Origin of the sequence: Paraburkholderia megapolitana, from assembly GCF_007556815.1 — a bacterium.
GTDB lineage: Bacteria > Pseudomonadota > Gammaproteobacteria > Burkholderiales > Burkholderiaceae > Paraburkholderia > Paraburkholderia megapolitana.
The window spans coordinates 576,299-592,842 of sequence record NZ_CP041743.1 but is presented as its reverse complement, the minus strand read 5'-3'; the positions used below and the strand labels follow the sequence as shown (position 1 = coordinate 592,842).

12 protein-coding genes are annotated in these 16,544 nt (G+C 59.7%); 4 read left to right on the top strand and 8 right to left on the bottom strand.

The window, feature by feature from the left end; all coding sequences use genetic code 11:
- Nucleotides 1-68: 68 nt before the first annotated feature.
- Nucleotides 69-1,679, top strand: a complete 1,611-nt coding sequence (gene mhpA / locus FNZ07_RS02515; protein WP_091008917.1) for a bifunctional 3-(3-hydroxy-phenyl)propionate/3-hydroxycinnamic acid hydroxylase MhpA — start codon at nucleotides 69-71, stop codon at nucleotides 1,677-1,679.
- A gap of 82 nt (nucleotides 1,680-1,761) precedes the next feature.
- Here mhpA and FNZ07_RS02510 read toward each other — a convergent pair whose 3' ends face one another.
- Both FNZ07_RS02510 and FNZ07_RS02505 read right to left on the bottom strand, forming a co-directional pair.
- Complete coding sequence (locus FNZ07_RS02510; protein WP_211367864.1) at nucleotides 1,762-3,480, bottom strand: carboxylesterase/lipase family protein; 1,719 nt, start codon at nucleotides 3,478-3,480, stop codon at nucleotides 1,762-1,764.
- A gap of 113 nt (nucleotides 3,481-3,593) precedes the next feature.
- Nucleotides 3,594-4,577 carry a porin gene (locus FNZ07_RS02505; RefSeq protein WP_409373393.1) on the bottom strand — a complete coding sequence of 328 codons (984 nt, stop codon included), beginning with the start codon at nucleotides 4,575-4,577 and terminating at the stop codon, nucleotides 3,594-3,596.
- 520 nt (nucleotides 4,578-5,097) lie between these two features.
- Here FNZ07_RS02505 and FNZ07_RS02500 point away from each other — a divergent pair.
- The 3 genes from FNZ07_RS02500 to FNZ07_RS02490 all read left to right on the top strand — a co-directional run bounded on the left by FNZ07_RS02500 (nucleotide 5,098) and on the right by FNZ07_RS02490 (nucleotide 8,951).
- A complete protein-coding gene (locus tag FNZ07_RS02500; RefSeq protein WP_091008002.1) occupies nucleotides 5,098-6,753 on the top strand; it encodes a bifunctional 3-(3-hydroxy-phenyl)propionate/3-hydroxycinnamic acid hydroxylase in 1,656 nt (551 codons plus the stop codon).
- Between the two features lie 39 nt (nucleotides 6,754-6,792).
- Complete coding sequence (locus FNZ07_RS02495) at nucleotides 6,793-7,902, top strand: amidohydrolase family protein (protein ID WP_245811354.1); 1,110 nt, start codon at nucleotides 6,793-6,795, stop codon at nucleotides 7,900-7,902.
- Between the two features lie 317 nt (nucleotides 7,903-8,219).
- A complete protein-coding gene (locus FNZ07_RS02490) occupies nucleotides 8,220-8,951 on the top strand; it encodes a GntR family transcriptional regulator (protein WP_170275652.1) in 732 nt (243 codons plus the stop codon).
- Here the strand turns inward: FNZ07_RS02490 and FNZ07_RS02485 are convergent.
- The 6 genes from FNZ07_RS02485 to FNZ07_RS02455 form a co-directional block, all read right to left on the bottom strand.
- Nucleotides 8,937-9,542 (bottom strand): nuclear transport factor 2 family protein, encoded by a 606-nt coding sequence (locus FNZ07_RS02485; protein ID WP_170275651.1) that lies wholly within the window; start codon nucleotides 9,540-9,542, stop codon nucleotides 8,937-8,939. The two genes, FNZ07_RS02490 and FNZ07_RS02485, sit on opposite strands and share 15 nt — an antisense overlap.
- Before the next feature lie 88 nt (nucleotides 9,543-9,630).
- A complete protein-coding gene (locus tag FNZ07_RS02480) occupies nucleotides 9,631-10,917 on the bottom strand; it encodes an MFS transporter (RefSeq protein WP_091007992.1) in 1,287 nt (428 codons plus the stop codon).
- Nucleotides 10,918-11,604: 687 nt separating this feature from the next.
- Nucleotides 11,605-12,939: a shikimate transporter gene (shiA, locus tag FNZ07_RS02475; RefSeq protein WP_091007990.1), complete on the bottom strand. Its 1,335-nt coding sequence runs from the start codon at nucleotides 12,937-12,939 to the stop codon at nucleotides 11,605-11,607.
- Between the two features lie 327 nt (nucleotides 12,940-13,266).
- Nucleotides 13,267-14,157 carry an MBL fold metallo-hydrolase gene (locus tag FNZ07_RS02465; RefSeq protein WP_211367862.1) on the bottom strand — a complete coding sequence of 297 codons (891 nt, stop codon included), beginning with the start codon at nucleotides 14,155-14,157 and terminating at the stop codon, nucleotides 13,267-13,269.
- 50 nt (nucleotides 14,158-14,207) lie between these two features.
- A complete protein-coding gene (locus FNZ07_RS02460; protein WP_091007979.1) occupies nucleotides 14,208-15,509 on the bottom strand; it encodes a UDP-N-acetylglucosamine 1-carboxyvinyltransferase in 1,302 nt (433 codons plus the stop codon).
- A 93-nt stretch (nucleotides 15,510-15,602) separates the two neighbouring features.
- Nucleotides 15,603-16,529 carry a LysR substrate-binding domain-containing protein gene (locus FNZ07_RS02455; RefSeq protein WP_245811352.1) on the bottom strand — a complete coding sequence of 309 codons (927 nt, stop codon included), beginning with the start codon at nucleotides 16,527-16,529 and terminating at the stop codon, nucleotides 15,603-15,605.
- Between the last annotated feature and the right edge of the window lie 15 nt (nucleotides 16,530-16,544).

Sequence of the window (16,544 nt, the reverse complement as noted above, 5' to 3'; positions counted from 1 at the left end):
GAGGGGATGGGAACCCGGTGTATCGGGTCCCAGGGATGACTCGCACTTTTTTCCGGCAGGGGAAACAGATGACAGACCAGAACATGTTCGATGTTGTCGTGGTGGGGTATGGGCCTGTGGGACAGGCGATGTCGATCCTGCTCGGTGAGCGCGGCTACCGTGTGGCGGTGTTCGACCGCTGGCCATCACTGTATCCGCTGCCGCGTGCGGTTTTTCACGATCACGAGATCCGCCGGGTCTTTCACGCGATGGGCATCGGCAAGGACGTCGAGGCCATTTCGCAGCCGTCGGCGAAGTATCAGTGGTTCAACGCCGACTGGAAGACGCTGGTCGAGATCGACTGGTCAGCCGAGTCGATCAGCGACGGGCCGGTCGGGTATCTGTTCAACCAGCCTTCGCTCGAAGCGCTGCTCGACCGCAAGGCCAGGTCGCTGCCGACAGTTTCGGTTCAGCAGGGCTGGGAGGCCACCGGACTCACGCAGTTCGCGGACCACTGCGAACTCACGCTGCGCCGTGGCACGATCGGAGCCGGCACATGGACGCCGACCGGCGAGACGCAAACAGTGCGGGCACGCTACGTGGTCGGTGCCGACGGTGCAAACAGTTTCGTGCGCCGATCGCTCGGTATCGACTTCGAGGATCTTGGGTTCCAGGAGGACTGGCTCGTGATCGACCTGAAGCCGAACGAAGGCGTGAAGCTCGACGTGCCGGACATCGGCCAGTGGTGCAATCCGGCGCGGCCGACGACGATGGTGCCCGGTGGTCCCGGCTACCGGCGCTGGGAGTTCATGCGGCTGCCGCACGAGACTGTCGAGGATCTGCAAAAACCTGAGAAGGTCTGGGAACTGTTGGCGCCGTGGGTCGGGCCTGACAACGCAACGCTGGTCCGTTACGCCGTGTACCGCTTCCGTTCGCTGATCGCTGGGGCGTGGCGTATCGGGCGCACCGTGCTGGCTGGCGATGCGGCACATCAGATGCCGCCGTTCATGGGGCAGGGCATGTGCTCGGGGCTGCGCGACGTGTGGAATCTCACATGGCGCTTCGATCTGATTCTGAGGGGCCTCGCGTCGGATACGCTGCTCGACGGCTACACGCCGGAGCGCCGGCCGCAGGTTCGCGCCGTGATCGACGCGTCGATTGCGATGGGGCAGGTGGTCTGCATCTCGGACCACGAAAAGGCTGCGGAACGCGATCGGGCGTATCTGTCGGGACAGGTGCCGCCACTACCACCGTTCCCCGGCCTGACCGACGGACTGATCTGCGCGGATACGGATTTTTCGTGCAACGGGATGGCGGGCTTGCTGAGCGTACACGGTCAGCTGGACGACGGTGCGAACACGTTGCGCTACGACGATGCGGTTCCCAATGGCTTCCATGTGATCACACTCGACGTAGACCCCGAGCAGATCCTCGATGAGGACGCGCGAGCCACGCTCGCACGCATTGGCGCCCGGACTATCGGCATCACGACGGATCGCGCCAAGATGGTGCCTGGCCGCGTCGTGTTCGATGCGAGCGGCAAATACCGGCGATTCTTCGACGAGCACGGAGCACGGGCGGTCATCGTGCGGCCGGACTACTACGTATTCGGCGCGGTACGGTCGCTCGGGGAATTGCCGACGCTCGTTCACGCTCTGTCGTCGCGGCTGTCGCTCGTCGATTGGCATGCGATGAACTGAGTGCGCGAACCAGCCTGTTGCCCGTCAACGCATTGAACGGCCAGTTGCCACGGATAACGTAGCAACTGGCAAGCGCGAACCCTCATCCCGTTTGTCGCCAGCTATCCGGAAACCGCCCGTTGAACCGGAAACTGCGCAGAAAACGCAGGCCGCTCGTACCAGATTCGGGAACCGCTTGAGTTGTCGTGCCGAATAACATGACTTGAGAGCCGTTGATGGCATACGCCGGCCAACACGGTAATCCTGGACCGTTAGGATTGCCGGTGCGTGCGAAGTTGACCCAGTAGTTCATCATCTGGTTCGACAGTGCACGATCCTGAGTGCCTGGTGGCACCGTCGGGGCCGCCGGCTGCGGGGTGAGCGTGCCGAACACGAATGGAACTTCCGACGCGTGGACCGGGGCCGGCAGATAAGGCGAACTGTAGTTGAACTGGTACGCGTAGACAGGTGCAGTGCCAGTCTGTCGCTGCAACTGGACCCATTCCCACGATTGCTCATTGACCCGAAGGTCCCCGACGAGAGTTTGCGCAGAGGCAACTGTCACCGCGTCGTTGCTCGCAGGATAATTCTCGAGAAACTCCGCCAGCCGGCCGGGACCAAACTGCGCCGACGCGGCCGCCTCGAAGGAAGCCGCGCTATCGTGCGGCAGTGCGCCCGACATGAAAATGACGCCCTCTGCCCCATTGTGTCCTGCGAGTAGCGGAACATTGTTCTGCCTGCCTTGGGCGAATATCTCGGCTGGGCTGTCAGGAACAACGTAGCCATCCACGCTAGGGGAGAAGGCGTCGCTCACAGGGTCGCTCTGAATGCTCCAGGGTGCCGCGGCCAGTAACGTGTCCGCGGAGAGCGCCCTTAACCCGTTGATGTCTCCGCCTGCAAGTTGCGTTGCGAGTGCCTCTCCCCGCGCTCTGGCCTCGGCCAGCGTTTGCAGCGAGCCGTGCTCGCTGTCCCAGAACGCACCGCTTTCCCCGATGGCCTTTTGAAACAGACCATGTGCAAGCGGTGAACTCATCAGCATTCCAACAGCCATCGCGCCGGCCGATTGTCCGAAAATCGTGACGTTGTCCGGATCGCCACCGAACCGGGAGATGTTCGAGCGGACCCACTTCAAAGCTGCTATCTGGTCTTGCAAGCCGAAGTTTCCAGACGGCGTGCCTTCACTGTCCAGCGCAGGATGGGCGAGGAATCCGAATACACCGAGGCGATAGTTGAGACTGACGAGGACTACGCCGTCCGCGGCCAGGCTCGAACCGTCGGTAGTCGGCGACGAAGGGGTCGGCACGCCCGTCTGGAATCCGCCGCCGTGAATCCATACCATAACCGGTCGTTTTTCACCGGTCGTCTGCGCCGCGCTCCATACGTTGATGGTGAGGCAATCTTCGCTCTGGACGTTGCCAGCCGGCGCTGGCCCCAGCAGTGGGGCTCCTTCGCAGCGAGCGCCGAAGACTGTGGCGTCGCGGATCCCTTGCCATCCTGGCGCGGGCTGGGGCGGGCGCCATCGCAACTGCCCCACTGGCGCCGCAGCATACGGTATCCCCTTGAAAGCCATGACGCCGTTGGCGTCTCTTTGCGTTCCCTGAACCGTGCCGCTCAACAACACCACTTGCGACGAGATCGATTGGGAATGCGCTGACTCTGCACTGCATCCGGAAGCGACAACCATAGCGATGAGCGTGACCACAAAGCAAGGGCGTTTGCGCCCAATGTTCCTTGTCGCGCGTCTCCTGGAGTGAGACTGCGGCGAGACAGGTGTCGACTTCATCGAGTTTCCTTCGTCGGGCGACAACAAGTTCATCAACATGGTCAATGTCCTTTTTTGGCTGGTTCGAATCCGGTGTCCCGGGGGAAAGGCGGTGTTGCATCTGATTCATCTTTGAGTGATCGCGTGGAGTGGCGATCAACGCTTTCGGTGCATCAGAAGCGGGTTTGCATACCGATGCGTACGACTGTCTGGCTGGCGTTGCTCGATGGCGCGGTCGCTCCGCCTGGGATGCCGACCGTCGAGGGGATCGCTGAAGGATTGCTGCTGTGATTGCGCGCGGCAATGGCGTACAGGGCCGTTCGCTTGCTCAGAAAGTAGCGTGCGCCGATGAACGGCTGTGTGATGGTTGCCGTTGTGCCGGCGCGGTTCGTATCGCGTGCCCAACCAATTCCCGCACCGATACTGATTGCCGGGCCGAGACGGTAGCTGACGGCCACTTCGAGTGGCCTGGCTACGGCTTTTGAGCCTTCAACAACGGTCTCTCGCCCTTGCGAATAGTTGGCCAGAAAGGTCCACGAGCCCATGGTGTAGAGAGCGCGAACGGCAAAGACCTCGTTCGCAATGGTTGTCGAGAAATTGTCTTTGGTCCATCCGGCGCCCAGTTGCAGATTCCCCATCACATATTTGACGTATGCCGACCCCATGCTGTCGTGACGAGACACATCGCCAAAGCTGTACATGACACCGCCGGACCATGAGCCGATGGTGTTTTCATACTTGACAGAGTTGTCGTAAAGACCCGTTCCCGAGTGATTATCGACAGCTGGGGCGGTGGATCCTTTAGGGCCGGTGAATTGCTGATAACCCGCTTCCAGGCCGCCTTCTATGATTGATGTCGCATCGAGTGGCAATGAAGCCAGGAAAAAATCGAATTGTCGACCGATCGTCACCGTTCCAAACTTGTTGTTGCTCAACCCGACAAACGATGCGCGGTCCCAGAACGGTGAAAGAATCGTCCCAGTGCTGATTTGAGGGCGCATCTCCAGAACAAACAGCACGCTTGTCCCGCCACCCAGACTCTCGACACCGCGAAATCCCAGTCTGGACGGAGCGCTGCCGTCGCTGTTCTCGCGTATGACCGGGTGACCCGAGACGTTGCTGACGTAAGTCATCCCGGCATCCAGCAATCCGTACATGGTGATGCTGTTTTGGGCGTACGCCGTGCTTAACGGCGCAATGACAGCGATTGCCCCCGCCAGGGACGCTGCACTTATCGACCTCATCTGTCTGTCTCCATGTCGGTCGTTCGACGACCGATAGTTCTTGTCTTTTATCGTTCTGGGCTGACGTGTCGAACGCCCTTCACCCGGTGCTTCTGATCCTCACCATCTGTCCAAACTCCTTCCGACTGCCAATACGAAGCAGCGCGATGTGACACGCGGACATGCTTTTCATCGGTTGGCATATGCAAACAAGATATGAAAATTTTGACTTAAGTGTCAACACTTAAGATTCGATATTAGCCTATGGTTTACGCCGATCATCGTTAAAAAGGCCATATATCGCTATATTTTATCAAGATCGAGTAAGAATTATCCCGGAGTTATCGGCCAATGTGTTGACAGTTTGTCTGACGGATCGTAGTCTCAGCACCGTGGTCGAAGGCCCGATACGGGCCGTTAATCAATACTTCCAAACACAGGCAGAGTGCGAGTGATGTCAAGTTCCTTTCCTGCGCGGTCAGACGATGGCCGCGCCAAGCTTCCCGCGCATACCACTTGCGACGTGGCGATCGTTGGCTATGGACCCGTGGGGATGACGCTCGCGGCGTTGCTGGCGCAATACGGACTCGACGTGATTGCGGTGGAGCGCTATAGCAAGCGCTTCTCGCTCCCTCGCGCTGGGCATTTCGATGGGGAGACGATGAGAGGTGCGTTCCAGCGCCTTGGAATCGCGAAGGCAGTCGAGCTGATGGCGCGCCCGATGCTTTCGTATGAACTCGTCACGCCCGAGCAGGAAGTGCTTCAGAGCGTCAAGCTCGGTACAGGCGGATCAGGATGGAAAGAGAGCTACCTCTTTTATCAACCCGATCTCGAAGACATTATTGACGCTCGCGGCGTCGAACTTGGTGTCCGCGTTTTCATGGGATACACGGCCACAGAAGTCGCGCAAGACACGGACGGCGCCGTGCTATCGGTGCGGGAAACGGACAACGAGACGACCGACAGGTGCAGGATCGAAGCCGCGTATGTCATCGGTGCGGATGGCGCGAACAGCTTCGTGCGGCAGGCGCTTGGGATCGGACGTCGTGACCTCGGATTTCCTGCAATCGATAACCTCGTACTTGACTTCGAACATAACGATCCGGATCGGGACGTGCCGCAACTCGGCGAGGTGCGGCAGATTCTCGACGTGCGACGCCCGACGCTTGTCGGCCGCTGGAGCGGCAACCGGTGGTCGAGACTGGAGTTCCGCAGACTCGAAGGGGAAAGCCGCGAGTACCTTGAAAGCGAAAGCACGGCGTGGCGCTTGCTGTCGACTTACGGTTTGAATCCTTCTCTTGGCAGAATCGTTCGAAGGGCGATCCATACTTTCGAAAGCACGCTTGCTGAGCGTTGGCGTGCAGGCAGGGTGCTCCTTGCAGGCGATTCCGCGCATACCACGCCTCCATTCATGGGCCAGGGCATGTGCTCTGGAATCCGCGACGCGTTGAATCTTGCGTGGAAGCTTGATGCGGTACTTGGCGGCCGTGCGGACGATGTTCTGCTCGACACCTATGAGAGCGAGCGCGCTCCGCATGTCCATGAAGTGATAAAGATGGCGAATGCGATCGGCGACAGCGTGCAGGTGACCGATCCGATTCTGGGCAAATTGCGTGACGATGCCTTGCGGGCGAAGCGAGCCGATCCGCCCCCGCTGTTTCCGCGGCTGGGAAACGGTGTGGTTCGAGCACAGGGCGACGAAAGGGCAATCGATGCCGATGGCAGGCCAGGTCTTCAGGCGCGGGTCGCTCTAGACGGTCGTGTAGACCTGCTGGACCTGTTCGTGGGCACAGGCTGGCGCATCATTTCCCGTCACGCCGTGTCTGAAGAGATTTTCGACAGCCGGCAGAAGAAGCTGCTTTCTCAACTGGGCGTATCGATTGCGCACGTTTCGAGAGGGCCGGGCCCAGACTATTTCGTCGACATCGACGCAGAGTACGACTTGTGGTTTAGAACTACAGGGCGTAAGGCCTTTCTGGTGAGACCGGACAATTACGTGTTTGGTAGTGTAGCGACGGTGACCGATCTTCCGTCGCTTCTGGACGAACTGGCGGAGTCGTTGAAAAAAACGGGATCGCGCGATCTGTCCGGCGCGCGCGCTGTCCACTAGCTTTCACGCCGCTGCGCACAACGAAAAGAGTGATGTCGCATGGAAACCCGACCTGTCAGCCCACGCCGGCGTGAGATGCTAAAACAGACGTCGGCGGCGTTGGCTGCCGGCGCTGCTGCGCCGTTTTTTCTCGGGTGTAGCGCCCTGACTGCTCCGCCTTCAGCCACTCGCGGCGAACCGGCTGTATCGGCTTCGCTGCAGGAAGGCGCTGCAAACCCGAGGCGTATCGACACACACTGCCATGTGATTCCTCCGGAATACAGCGACTGGCTTCATTCTCAACCGTCGTATCCTGGCCCATTCCTGGCGTGGAGCAAGGATGCGGCGCTGGAATCGTTTGAGCTCAATGGTATCGAAACGGGCATTCTGTCTGTCTCGACCCCCGGGGTCTGGTTAGGCCCGTCTACGGACATGAATCAAAGCCGGGCGCTGGCTCGCGACGTCAACGAGTTCTGTGCGAAGGTCGTGTCCGATGATCCCGGGAGGTTCGGTTTCTTTGCAACGCTCACACTTCCAGATCTGGGCGCCGCCATTGACGAAGCTGCGTATGCACTCGATCATTTGCACGCTGACGGCGTGGTACTGATGAGCAATGTAGGCGGGGTGTATGTCGGTGCGCCGGAATGGGATCCATTGCTTGAATTCCTGAACGAAAGGAAAGCGGTGCTCTTTGTGCATCCAACCGCTTTGCCGTCTTCGCTTGTCCCGGGTATATCGGCCGCGCTCACCGATTTCCTGGCGGATACCACGCGTGCCGCAGTCAACCTCGTAAAGCACGATTGCCTGACAAGATACCCCAATCTTCGAATCATTCTCTCGCACGGTGGCGGATACGTCCCCTACGCGGCATTGCGGATTGCGAGCATGCTTTCCCCGCAGCGCAGCGAGGAGGCGGTACTCGAGCAGCTAAGACGGTTCTATTTCGATACGGCATTGACACCGGGCCCCTACGCGCTGCCTTCACTCCTCGCGTTCGCTGATCCGTTGCGACTTACCTATGGATCCGACTGGCCCTACGCACCGCTTAAGCTCGCTCACGAATTTACGCTCCGGCTAGATGCCTATTCGCTCACAGACACACAACGAATGTCCATTTCCAGGCGCAATGCGGAGAGCCTTTTCCCTCGTTTAGCTGACGCTGGGATCTGAAGCGGGTTCGAGATTTACACAAGAAAGTGTCGACTCTTCTCATGCCGAATAAACGCGGTGAACTGGTTTGAATTGCTGGCTTGCGCTTACCAGAATGTCACAAGTGGTGGCTTTCTCTCAATCCTCGTTTCTGACTGTCGAGTGGTCGCCGCGAGGTAGAATCGGGGTATTGCAGGTTGCGGTTCTCGAACTGTTGACAGTTCGTGCAAGCCGGCCTTTATACGCAGCGTCGAGGGACGACTTCAATGCCAAAATCGAATCAGCGAACGACAGGGGCTCGAGCAGTAGTCCGAACATCGGCGGGAAGGAATGCTGAAGTGAGTGAAGTGCCATCGAAAAAACGGGCGGGCGATACGTCCGTCATCATCTTCAACTCGCTCCGCGAAGACATCCTGAACGGCAAGATCCCGCCTGGTGGGCAACTGCTGCAGGCCTCGGTTGCCCGCGATTTTGGCACGAGCCGCGGCCCCGTGCGAGAGGCGCTTCAACGGCTGCAGCAAGAGCAGCTCGTAATCGCCAAGGCTAACCAGAGGTACAGCGTTGCGCCGTTTGAGATAGCGGATTACGAAAGCCTGTTGAGCCTGAAGCTGCTCAACATGACGATTGCCATCCGGGTGTGTGTGCCGCTTCTCGCCGATGCCCAGATCCGGGTACTCCGCCAGTGCGTCGAGCAAATGAACGCTTCGCTGGAACATGCGCCAGAAGAATGGGAAGCCGCTTATCGTACGTTCTCGCGAACGATCGTTGCGCCTGCTGGCGAGCGCATGGGCTCCCTGATAGGCAGTTTCATCGACAACCTGCAACGGTATCGCGCCCATGCGATCGCTCGATTCCCCAGCGTGATACGCATCGACGGTTCGGAGCTGTCGCATGTTCTTGCGGCAGTAAAGGCCAGAGATGCGGAACTGGCATCGCGCCACTATGCGAACTACTTCTGCCGGCTCGCCATGCTGATCCTGGCAGGTGTAGCTCCCCGTTACGATCCCTCCATCCTCAGGGCAACCGCCAGCGCGTTGCTGGGCGACGACGATCAGTCAAAGCCGATCTGAGCGCGACACCTGCGTGCGCATCCAGTCAAACGCGCTGGCGTAAAGCGCATCGACTGGTTCAGGAATGTCGTCTCCGAACAGGCTATCGGGAACCGAGTGTCCTTCGAGCGACAAGTGGTAGGCAAGACACCGGTAGGACTTTCGGAATCGGGCGAGCTGCTCGATATCGAGGTCAAGCGATGTTCCAGGCATCGCGGGCGTAAGCATGTCGCGCTCGTAGATGCATGTGAGGAACATGATTTTCCAGTTCGAGTCGTGGCGTTCCACCTGATAAAGATTCCGTACCGACGATTCCAGATCGGCGTCCACACCATGAATCAGCGTTCGCAGGCTGATGGATGTGGGTACCTCGACAACCGCGCGATCGCGATTGATATGTACGACAGGCGGCGAGAGCCGGTGGACTGGGCGAATGCCTCTGCTGTGTATTTCTTTTGATCGTGCGACGAAGTCGGCGCCACTGCTCCTAAGCCAGCTGATCGAAACCACCGATTCGCTGTGATAGCACTCTTCCATCTGCGCCCACCAGCCGCGATCTCGCCCTTGTCGTTCCCTGAGAATGAGCTGAGTGATTTCGGTAATGTCGGACATGATGTCTTCCCGCTGAACTTGAAAAGTGAATCTCATCTGAGGGCGTCAGGTGAAGTGCCGGGCTAACGGAAGCACGACGCTGCGCAGATCAATCCGTCAAATCTACCCGGCTCGTCTCTTTGGTGAAGATCATCACGACGGCCCCGAGCAACGCCATCGCTGCCGTGTACATGACGAACACATTGCCGAGGCCCTGCTGTCCAAGCCACTGCTGGAGGAACGGTGCTGTCCCGGCGAACACCATGGCCGACAACGAGTAGGGAAGTGCAACTCCCGAAGCCCGGATGCCGGCTGGAAACAGCTCGGCGAGGAGTGCCGGGAACATCGAGCCATTGAACGCAAAGATGAACAGTGCGATGCTCATTGCCAGTGCGAATTGCCACGTTCCGCCGCCTTGAGCAAGATGATGAAGAGGGAACGACAAAGCGGCTACGGCAACGCCGTAGATGCAATAGCTTGCGCGTCGTCCGATCCTGTCCGAGAGCGCTCCAAGAAACGGCAGTGCGATGACGCACACCAGTTGCGCGATGATTGCCGACCAGAGTGCGTGCGTGGGACTCAGTTTCAGTATGCTAATGCCCCAGCTTGGGCCGCTTATCGCCCACGCGTAGAAAAAGACAGCGTTCGAACCTGCCAGCAAAAATACTCTCGCGCCGGCAGCTTTGTTGTTCCATAACTCGCGCCACATCGGATTCTTTTTTTGTGGCATTACCCCACGTGCTGCCTGTCGCATGAATGCCTCTGTCTCGACCATGTTTCGCCGGAGAACGAGAGAGAGGAGACCGAGGCAGGCGCCGATAAAGAACGGAATGCGCCACCCCCAGCTGGTCAGCTGCGATTGATTCATGACGGACGACAGAATCAATCCGACAATATTCGCGATTACGACGGCTATCAACGACGATGCATACAGTGAACTGGCCCATAACCCCCTGCTGCGAGACGGCGCTGTCTCGGCAATATAGGTGTAGGCAGCGGCGACCTCGCCCGTATGGGCGACTCCCTGTAGGAGGCGCGCGAACAGCAGCACGCAGGCACCAGTGAGCCCGGCCGTTTGATAGCTTGGCGCCAGCCCAACGAGTAATAGACCGCAAGATGCGCAGATGACAGCGGAGATCAGGGCGAATTTGCGGCCCTTGCGATCGGCTAGCCATCCGAAAGCTACCGCTCCAAATGGCCGAACCAGAAATGCTGCGCCAAACACGGCCATTGTCGCGAGCAGGGCCGCGGTTGGGTCCGCCGGATTGAAGATGCTGCGCGCAAAAAACGGCGCGAAGATGGCATAGGCAGTGAAATCGAAAGTTTCGAGTGCCATACCGACGTTGATGCCAATTAGCGTGCTGCGCCTTGTCGCCCGATTCGTAATGTCAGCCATGTCTCGGTCCGCGCGAACGTGGTCTGCCGAGGTTGGTGACGGCGACACGGTGCCCGCCTTCGGTGCCGCAGATCCGTTGATGTCGTAGCCACGATTCGCGGCGTAATGGGGGGTACGTGGCAATCTTCGTCTCCTTGCGTCTGCCTATGGAGCGCGACGCGAGGATTCCTGCGACGCAAACTTCGCCGGTGATGGGAGAAGGCAGCGGGTTCGCCCGTTTATGGGTAGTTGTATGTGTGAGGTCTGTCTAACCCGAGAATGGCGTGGACAGACGAACGCAACATTAGTCGTGGTTGATATAACTGTCAACACTTTAGTGAAAAAATGGGTCGTCCACCGTCGCGGTTTGTTTCCACTTTTTTCGGGTGGATTTTTATGAAATATCCACAAAATACCGGAGTTTTTGCCGAAATTATGCAAGAAATTCTGTTGAATTTCGTGATCTCAATCGTAATTCATGTACGGGAAAACACTTTGATAGGGTGTCGATGTGTAGACAGATTTCATGCGCCGGGTTGTCCGGCCGGTCGATCTGGGCACACCGGTGCGTGAGGTGTCACTCGTCTGCCCCGTCGGCTGTCGGTTTCTCTCTCGCGCGGTGGTGAAAGAACAAAGTGCAAAAATTGCTTCTCTGTACAACGCCACCATGGGTGGGCTACGCCCGGACTGCGTTGCAGCGGGAGACCTCTATGTACGCCCGGTCTTCATCCGAGCCGCGACAAGCAGCGAGATCAGACAGCCCCCGCCAAGATAGGCCGCAACCGGATGCCACGATCCGCCTGCCATATTCACTAGCGCGACCGCGATAAACGGCGTAAATCCGCCGCCCACCACGCTCGCCACCTGATAACCGACGCCCGCGCCGCTATAGCGATACTCGGTGCCGAACAGTTCGGTGAACATCGGTTGCTGCACGCTCACGACCATATCGTGTGCGACGTTCGCCAGCAGCACGGCAAACACGACGATCCAGACCGTCGAGCGCGCATCGAGCGCGACGAAGAACGGCACCGCGCCGAGCACACCGAGCGTCGCGCCGAGCATATAGATGCGGCGGCGGCCGAACCGGTCCGCGAGCCACGCAAAACACGGAATCGTCACACAACTGAGCGCGCCTACCAGCAGTCCGATGCCAAGAAAGAACTCGCGCCGCATGCCGAGATTCGCCGTCGAATAGTTCAGCGCGAACGCGGTGACGATATACATCGTGAACAGCTCCGCGAGACGCAGCGCAATGATCAGCAGGAACGCCTTTGGATGACGCAGCAGCGCTTCGACGATCGGCGCGCGCAGCCGTCGTTCACCGTGCTCGCCGACCTTCTCGACGAACTCGCGCGACTCCGCCATGCTCGAGCGGATCCATAGTGCGACCAGCACGAGCAGCACGCTGAACAGGAACGGCAGGCGCCAGCCCCACGCGATAAACGACGCGTTGTCCATCGACCGGCTGATCAACGACACAAGGCCGGTGGATAGCACGAGCCCTACGCCGTAACCGACCTGCACGCCGCTGCTGTAAAACGCCTTGTTGCGCTCGGGCGCGCTTTCGACGGCCATCAGCGCCGCGCCGCCCCATTCGCCGCCAACGGCAAAGCCCTGGATCGCGCGCAGCGTCACGAGCAGCACAGGCGCCCACCAGCCGATGCTCGCAAACGACGGTAACAGCCCAATCGCGGCGGTAGACAGGCCCATCATCGCGACCGTCACCACCAGCATGCGCTTGCGGCCGAGCCGGTCGCCATAGTGACCGAAGATGAAGCCGCCTAGCGGACGAAACAGAAAACCGACACCGAACGTCGCGAATGCGGCAAGCGTGCCCATCGCGGGGCTGACCTTCGGGAAAAACTCGGTATTGAACACGAGCGCGGCAACGATGCCGTACAGCAGGAAGTCATACCAGTCGACGACCGCGCCGACAAAGCTGCCGAGCGCAGCCTTGCGCGCCTCGTTGCGAGTGCGCGTGCCGGCCGTGCTTGCCGATGCGGTGTCTGTCGTAGGCTGAGGGCCAGCTGCGATGGGCATTGCGAGGTCTCCTGATGTGATGTTCCAGCAAGCGCGCCGTGCCTTTGTTCAGGCCACCGGTCGCGCTGCGTCGCGGCGCAGTTGCGTAGAGTAATGCAACGTGTCGATGCCGGCCATCAGCAGCTGGCAGTTCGCTGAGAGTCAGCGTACGCCCGGATGGCGTGTTGCTGACCACGGTCCGTCGCAAGTATTCGCTGGATGACCTCGTTGCCCAATGCAGCACAAAAGCGCCTTTCCCGAGCGACATGACTGCATGGGGCGACGCCAGGCCGGTGGGGCGTGAAGCATGGTGAGGCGAGTCTGGTTCGAGCGAGGCGACGGTTTATTTCACCACCCAAAATCGATCGCAAACGATTCCCCGGAGCGTTTGATCCGCCCAACATAGGGCGTTTCAAAGTGCGCCGGCAGCAGCAACACATTCTCGGACGCACAGAACTCCAGCAGCTCGCGACGCGATTTCGCCGACATTGCCTTGTCCCAGCACACTCTGCTGCTCCAGTTCCAGAACGGCACCTGCACCGGCGAATGCATGATGTCGCCGGAGAACACGCCGCGTTCGCCTTGAGAGTTCAACTCGATGCGCACGTGGCCAGGCGAGTGACCTGGCGCGGGACGTAAGGTGAGGCAGTCGACAAACTCCTGCACATCGTCGACAAAGTAAGCGTTGCCCGCTTCGACAATCGGGAAGATTGAATCCTCGAATACCGCTTTGAGAAACGGGGGACTGCCTGGATTAGCGGCTTCTTCTTTTGCAGCCTCGAACTCGGTCCGGGAAATGACGTACTTCGCGTTTGGAAACGTGGGTACCCAACGACCGTTGGCGAGCCGCGTGTTCCAGCCGACGTGATCCACGTGCAGATGCGTACAGAGCACAAAATCGATATCTTCCGGGCTCACACCGCAATCCGCCATGCGCTCGAGATAGCGATTCTCGAGCATGTGCATTTCCCCAATGCCAGGCCGCGACTTGTGGTTTCCCATACACGTGTCGATCAGGACGTTATAGCTTCCCACCCTGAGCAGCCAGCTATGCACCGGCATGGCAAAGTGACCGCTCTCCGGGTTGTAGTGCGTCGGACATAGCCAGTGTTCGTGAGCCCTGACTGCCTCGCGATTGAAGTCCGGGAACCATGACTGCATGGTTTCGCCAAGCAGATAACTGTCGAGAATTCGACAGATCTCGATGTTGCCGACCTTACCGACTACGTTCCTTAGCATGCGTATCTCCGGTTCATGTCCAGTCCGTGCCATTCAAGCTCGCACGACATTCACTCGCTGCTAGTCCATTCGACATTTGCGCCGATCGAGCGCAGGTTCTCGACAAAACGCGGATGCGCGCGCCGGATCGGCAGCGCATTCATGATCTCGGAGCGTCCTTCGATACTTGCCGCGACCATCAGCAATGCAATCGCCACGCGAATAATGTACGGGCTCTCCACGCGCGCCGGGCTCAAAGCAAGGCCGCCGAACGTGATCAGCCGATGCGGATCAGATAGAAACACGTGCGCACCGAACTTCGACAGTTCGCTGGTCCAGCCCATTGCTCCGTCGTAGACCTTGTTCCAGAACATCGCGCTGCCTTCGGCCTTCACGCCGAGCGCGACGAAGATCGGCAGCAGGTCGACCGGTAGATAAGGCCACGGCGCCGCCTCGACCTTGGTGAGAATATTCTGCGTGAACGGTCGGCGTACCCGCAGCGGACCGTTGCTCAGCGCACGCGACCAGCCGTCCCGGTGCTCGACGGTGACACCGAACTTCGCGAATGTTCTATCGATCAGCGGGAACTGCTCGGGGGCGGAGTTTTTGACCACGATATCGCCGCCGGTGATCGCACCGAGCGCGAGAAACGTGGCGATCTCATGGAAGTCCTCGCTGAAGCGGAATTCGCCGCCGCCGAACTGTCCACCGCCCGTCACGCTGAGCCGCGACGTCCCGATGCCTTCAATGCCGACGCCAAGCATGGCGAGAAAGCGGCAGAACTCCTGCACGTGAGGTTCCGATGCCGCGTTGACGAGCGTCGACGTTCCTTCGGCGGCTGCCGCGCACAGTGCGAAGTTTTCGGTCGTGGTAACCGATGCGTAGTCCAGCCAGTGATCGTTGGCTGCCATGCGCTGTTCGTTATGCACGAGCAATGAATCACCGGTGCGTTCCACCCGCGCGCCGAATCGTTCGAACACTTCGACGTGCGGGTCGATCTCGCGCACGCCGAGCGTGCAGCCCTTCACGTCGCTTTCGAGCCGCGCTACACCGAAACGCGCGAGCAGTGGCGGTACCAGCATGATCGATGAGCGCATCTCTTCGGGCAGCCTGTGTGTTGCCGGATCGAAGGTGGTCGCGCTGTGATGCAGGTCGAGTATGCCGCTCGAAAAATCCACCGATACCGCGCTGCCGAGCGTGCGGAAGATGTCGAGAATCTTTCTGACATCGGTGATATCGGGTACGCCGATCAGGCGCACAGGTTGATCGGTGAGCAGCGTGGCGCAAAGGATCGGCAGGACAGCGTTCTTGTTGGCGGATGGCGTGATTTCCCCGCGTAGCGGGGCGCCGCCGTGGACGATCAGATTGGACATGGTGGGGACGGTCTGGGAAATGAGGACGTGAGGGCGATATCATGCCATCGCAGCGGGAAAGTCGCTGCAAATCACCCGGCGTCTTCGCAAAGATCATCGCGAATGCGCGGGCCGCTTCTTCTCCTGTCGCAAGGTCTGCGCGACCAGCGACCTGAACCATCGATGGCCCGCATCGTTGTGTCGTCGTGCGTGCCAGAATTGCTGCACGGTCAGGTCGGGCAAGCTGATCGGCAACTGGAACACGTCGACGTCGGCCATTTTGGAGAACAATTCCGCGAGTTCGTCCGGAACCGCGGCAATCAGATCGGACGTCGCGACAAGACTCGGCACCGCCAGCAGATACGGTACCTCAACACCGACGTGTAGCCGCGCGCCATGCCGGCGTAATTCCTTCTCCAGCAACTGGTTCGTGATCGCGAGCGTGCCCGAGACGACATGCTCCGCTTCGACGAACTGCTGGAGCGTCAACGATACGCGCCGCCGCGACTTGCCACCGCGCACGATGCCGACCAGCGACCGCTCGAACAACGGTTGCTGATGCAGGCTATCGCCCAGCCTGCCGAGGTAGCCGATCGCCAGATCGATCTTGCCGTCCTGCAAGGCGCCCGCCAGTTCGAGCGATGGCAACTGGATCGGCTTGAGCGTCGCGAGCGGCGCCTGTTGCTTGATCGCGGCGAGCAGCCGTGGCAGCAACACGATCACACCCATGTCGCTGAGACAGACGGAGAACGTCCGACGCGTCGTCGCTGGATCGAATGCGACGTTGCTCCAGATCTCTTCCTCCACCACGGCCAGCACACGGTCCACGCCCTCGATCAAACGTTCGCCGATCTGCGTCGGCGCCATTTCGCTGCCGGCGCGGACGAACAGATCGTCCTGGAACGTCGTCCGTAGTTTCCCCAGTGCGTGACTCACAGCAGGTTGCGTAATGCCAAGCCGCTGCGCGGCGCGCGACACGCTGCGCTCCTTGCCCAGCGCCTGAAGCACAAAAAGGAAGTTAAGGTCGCGGGTCGTCATCATGAACTCAATTCATTT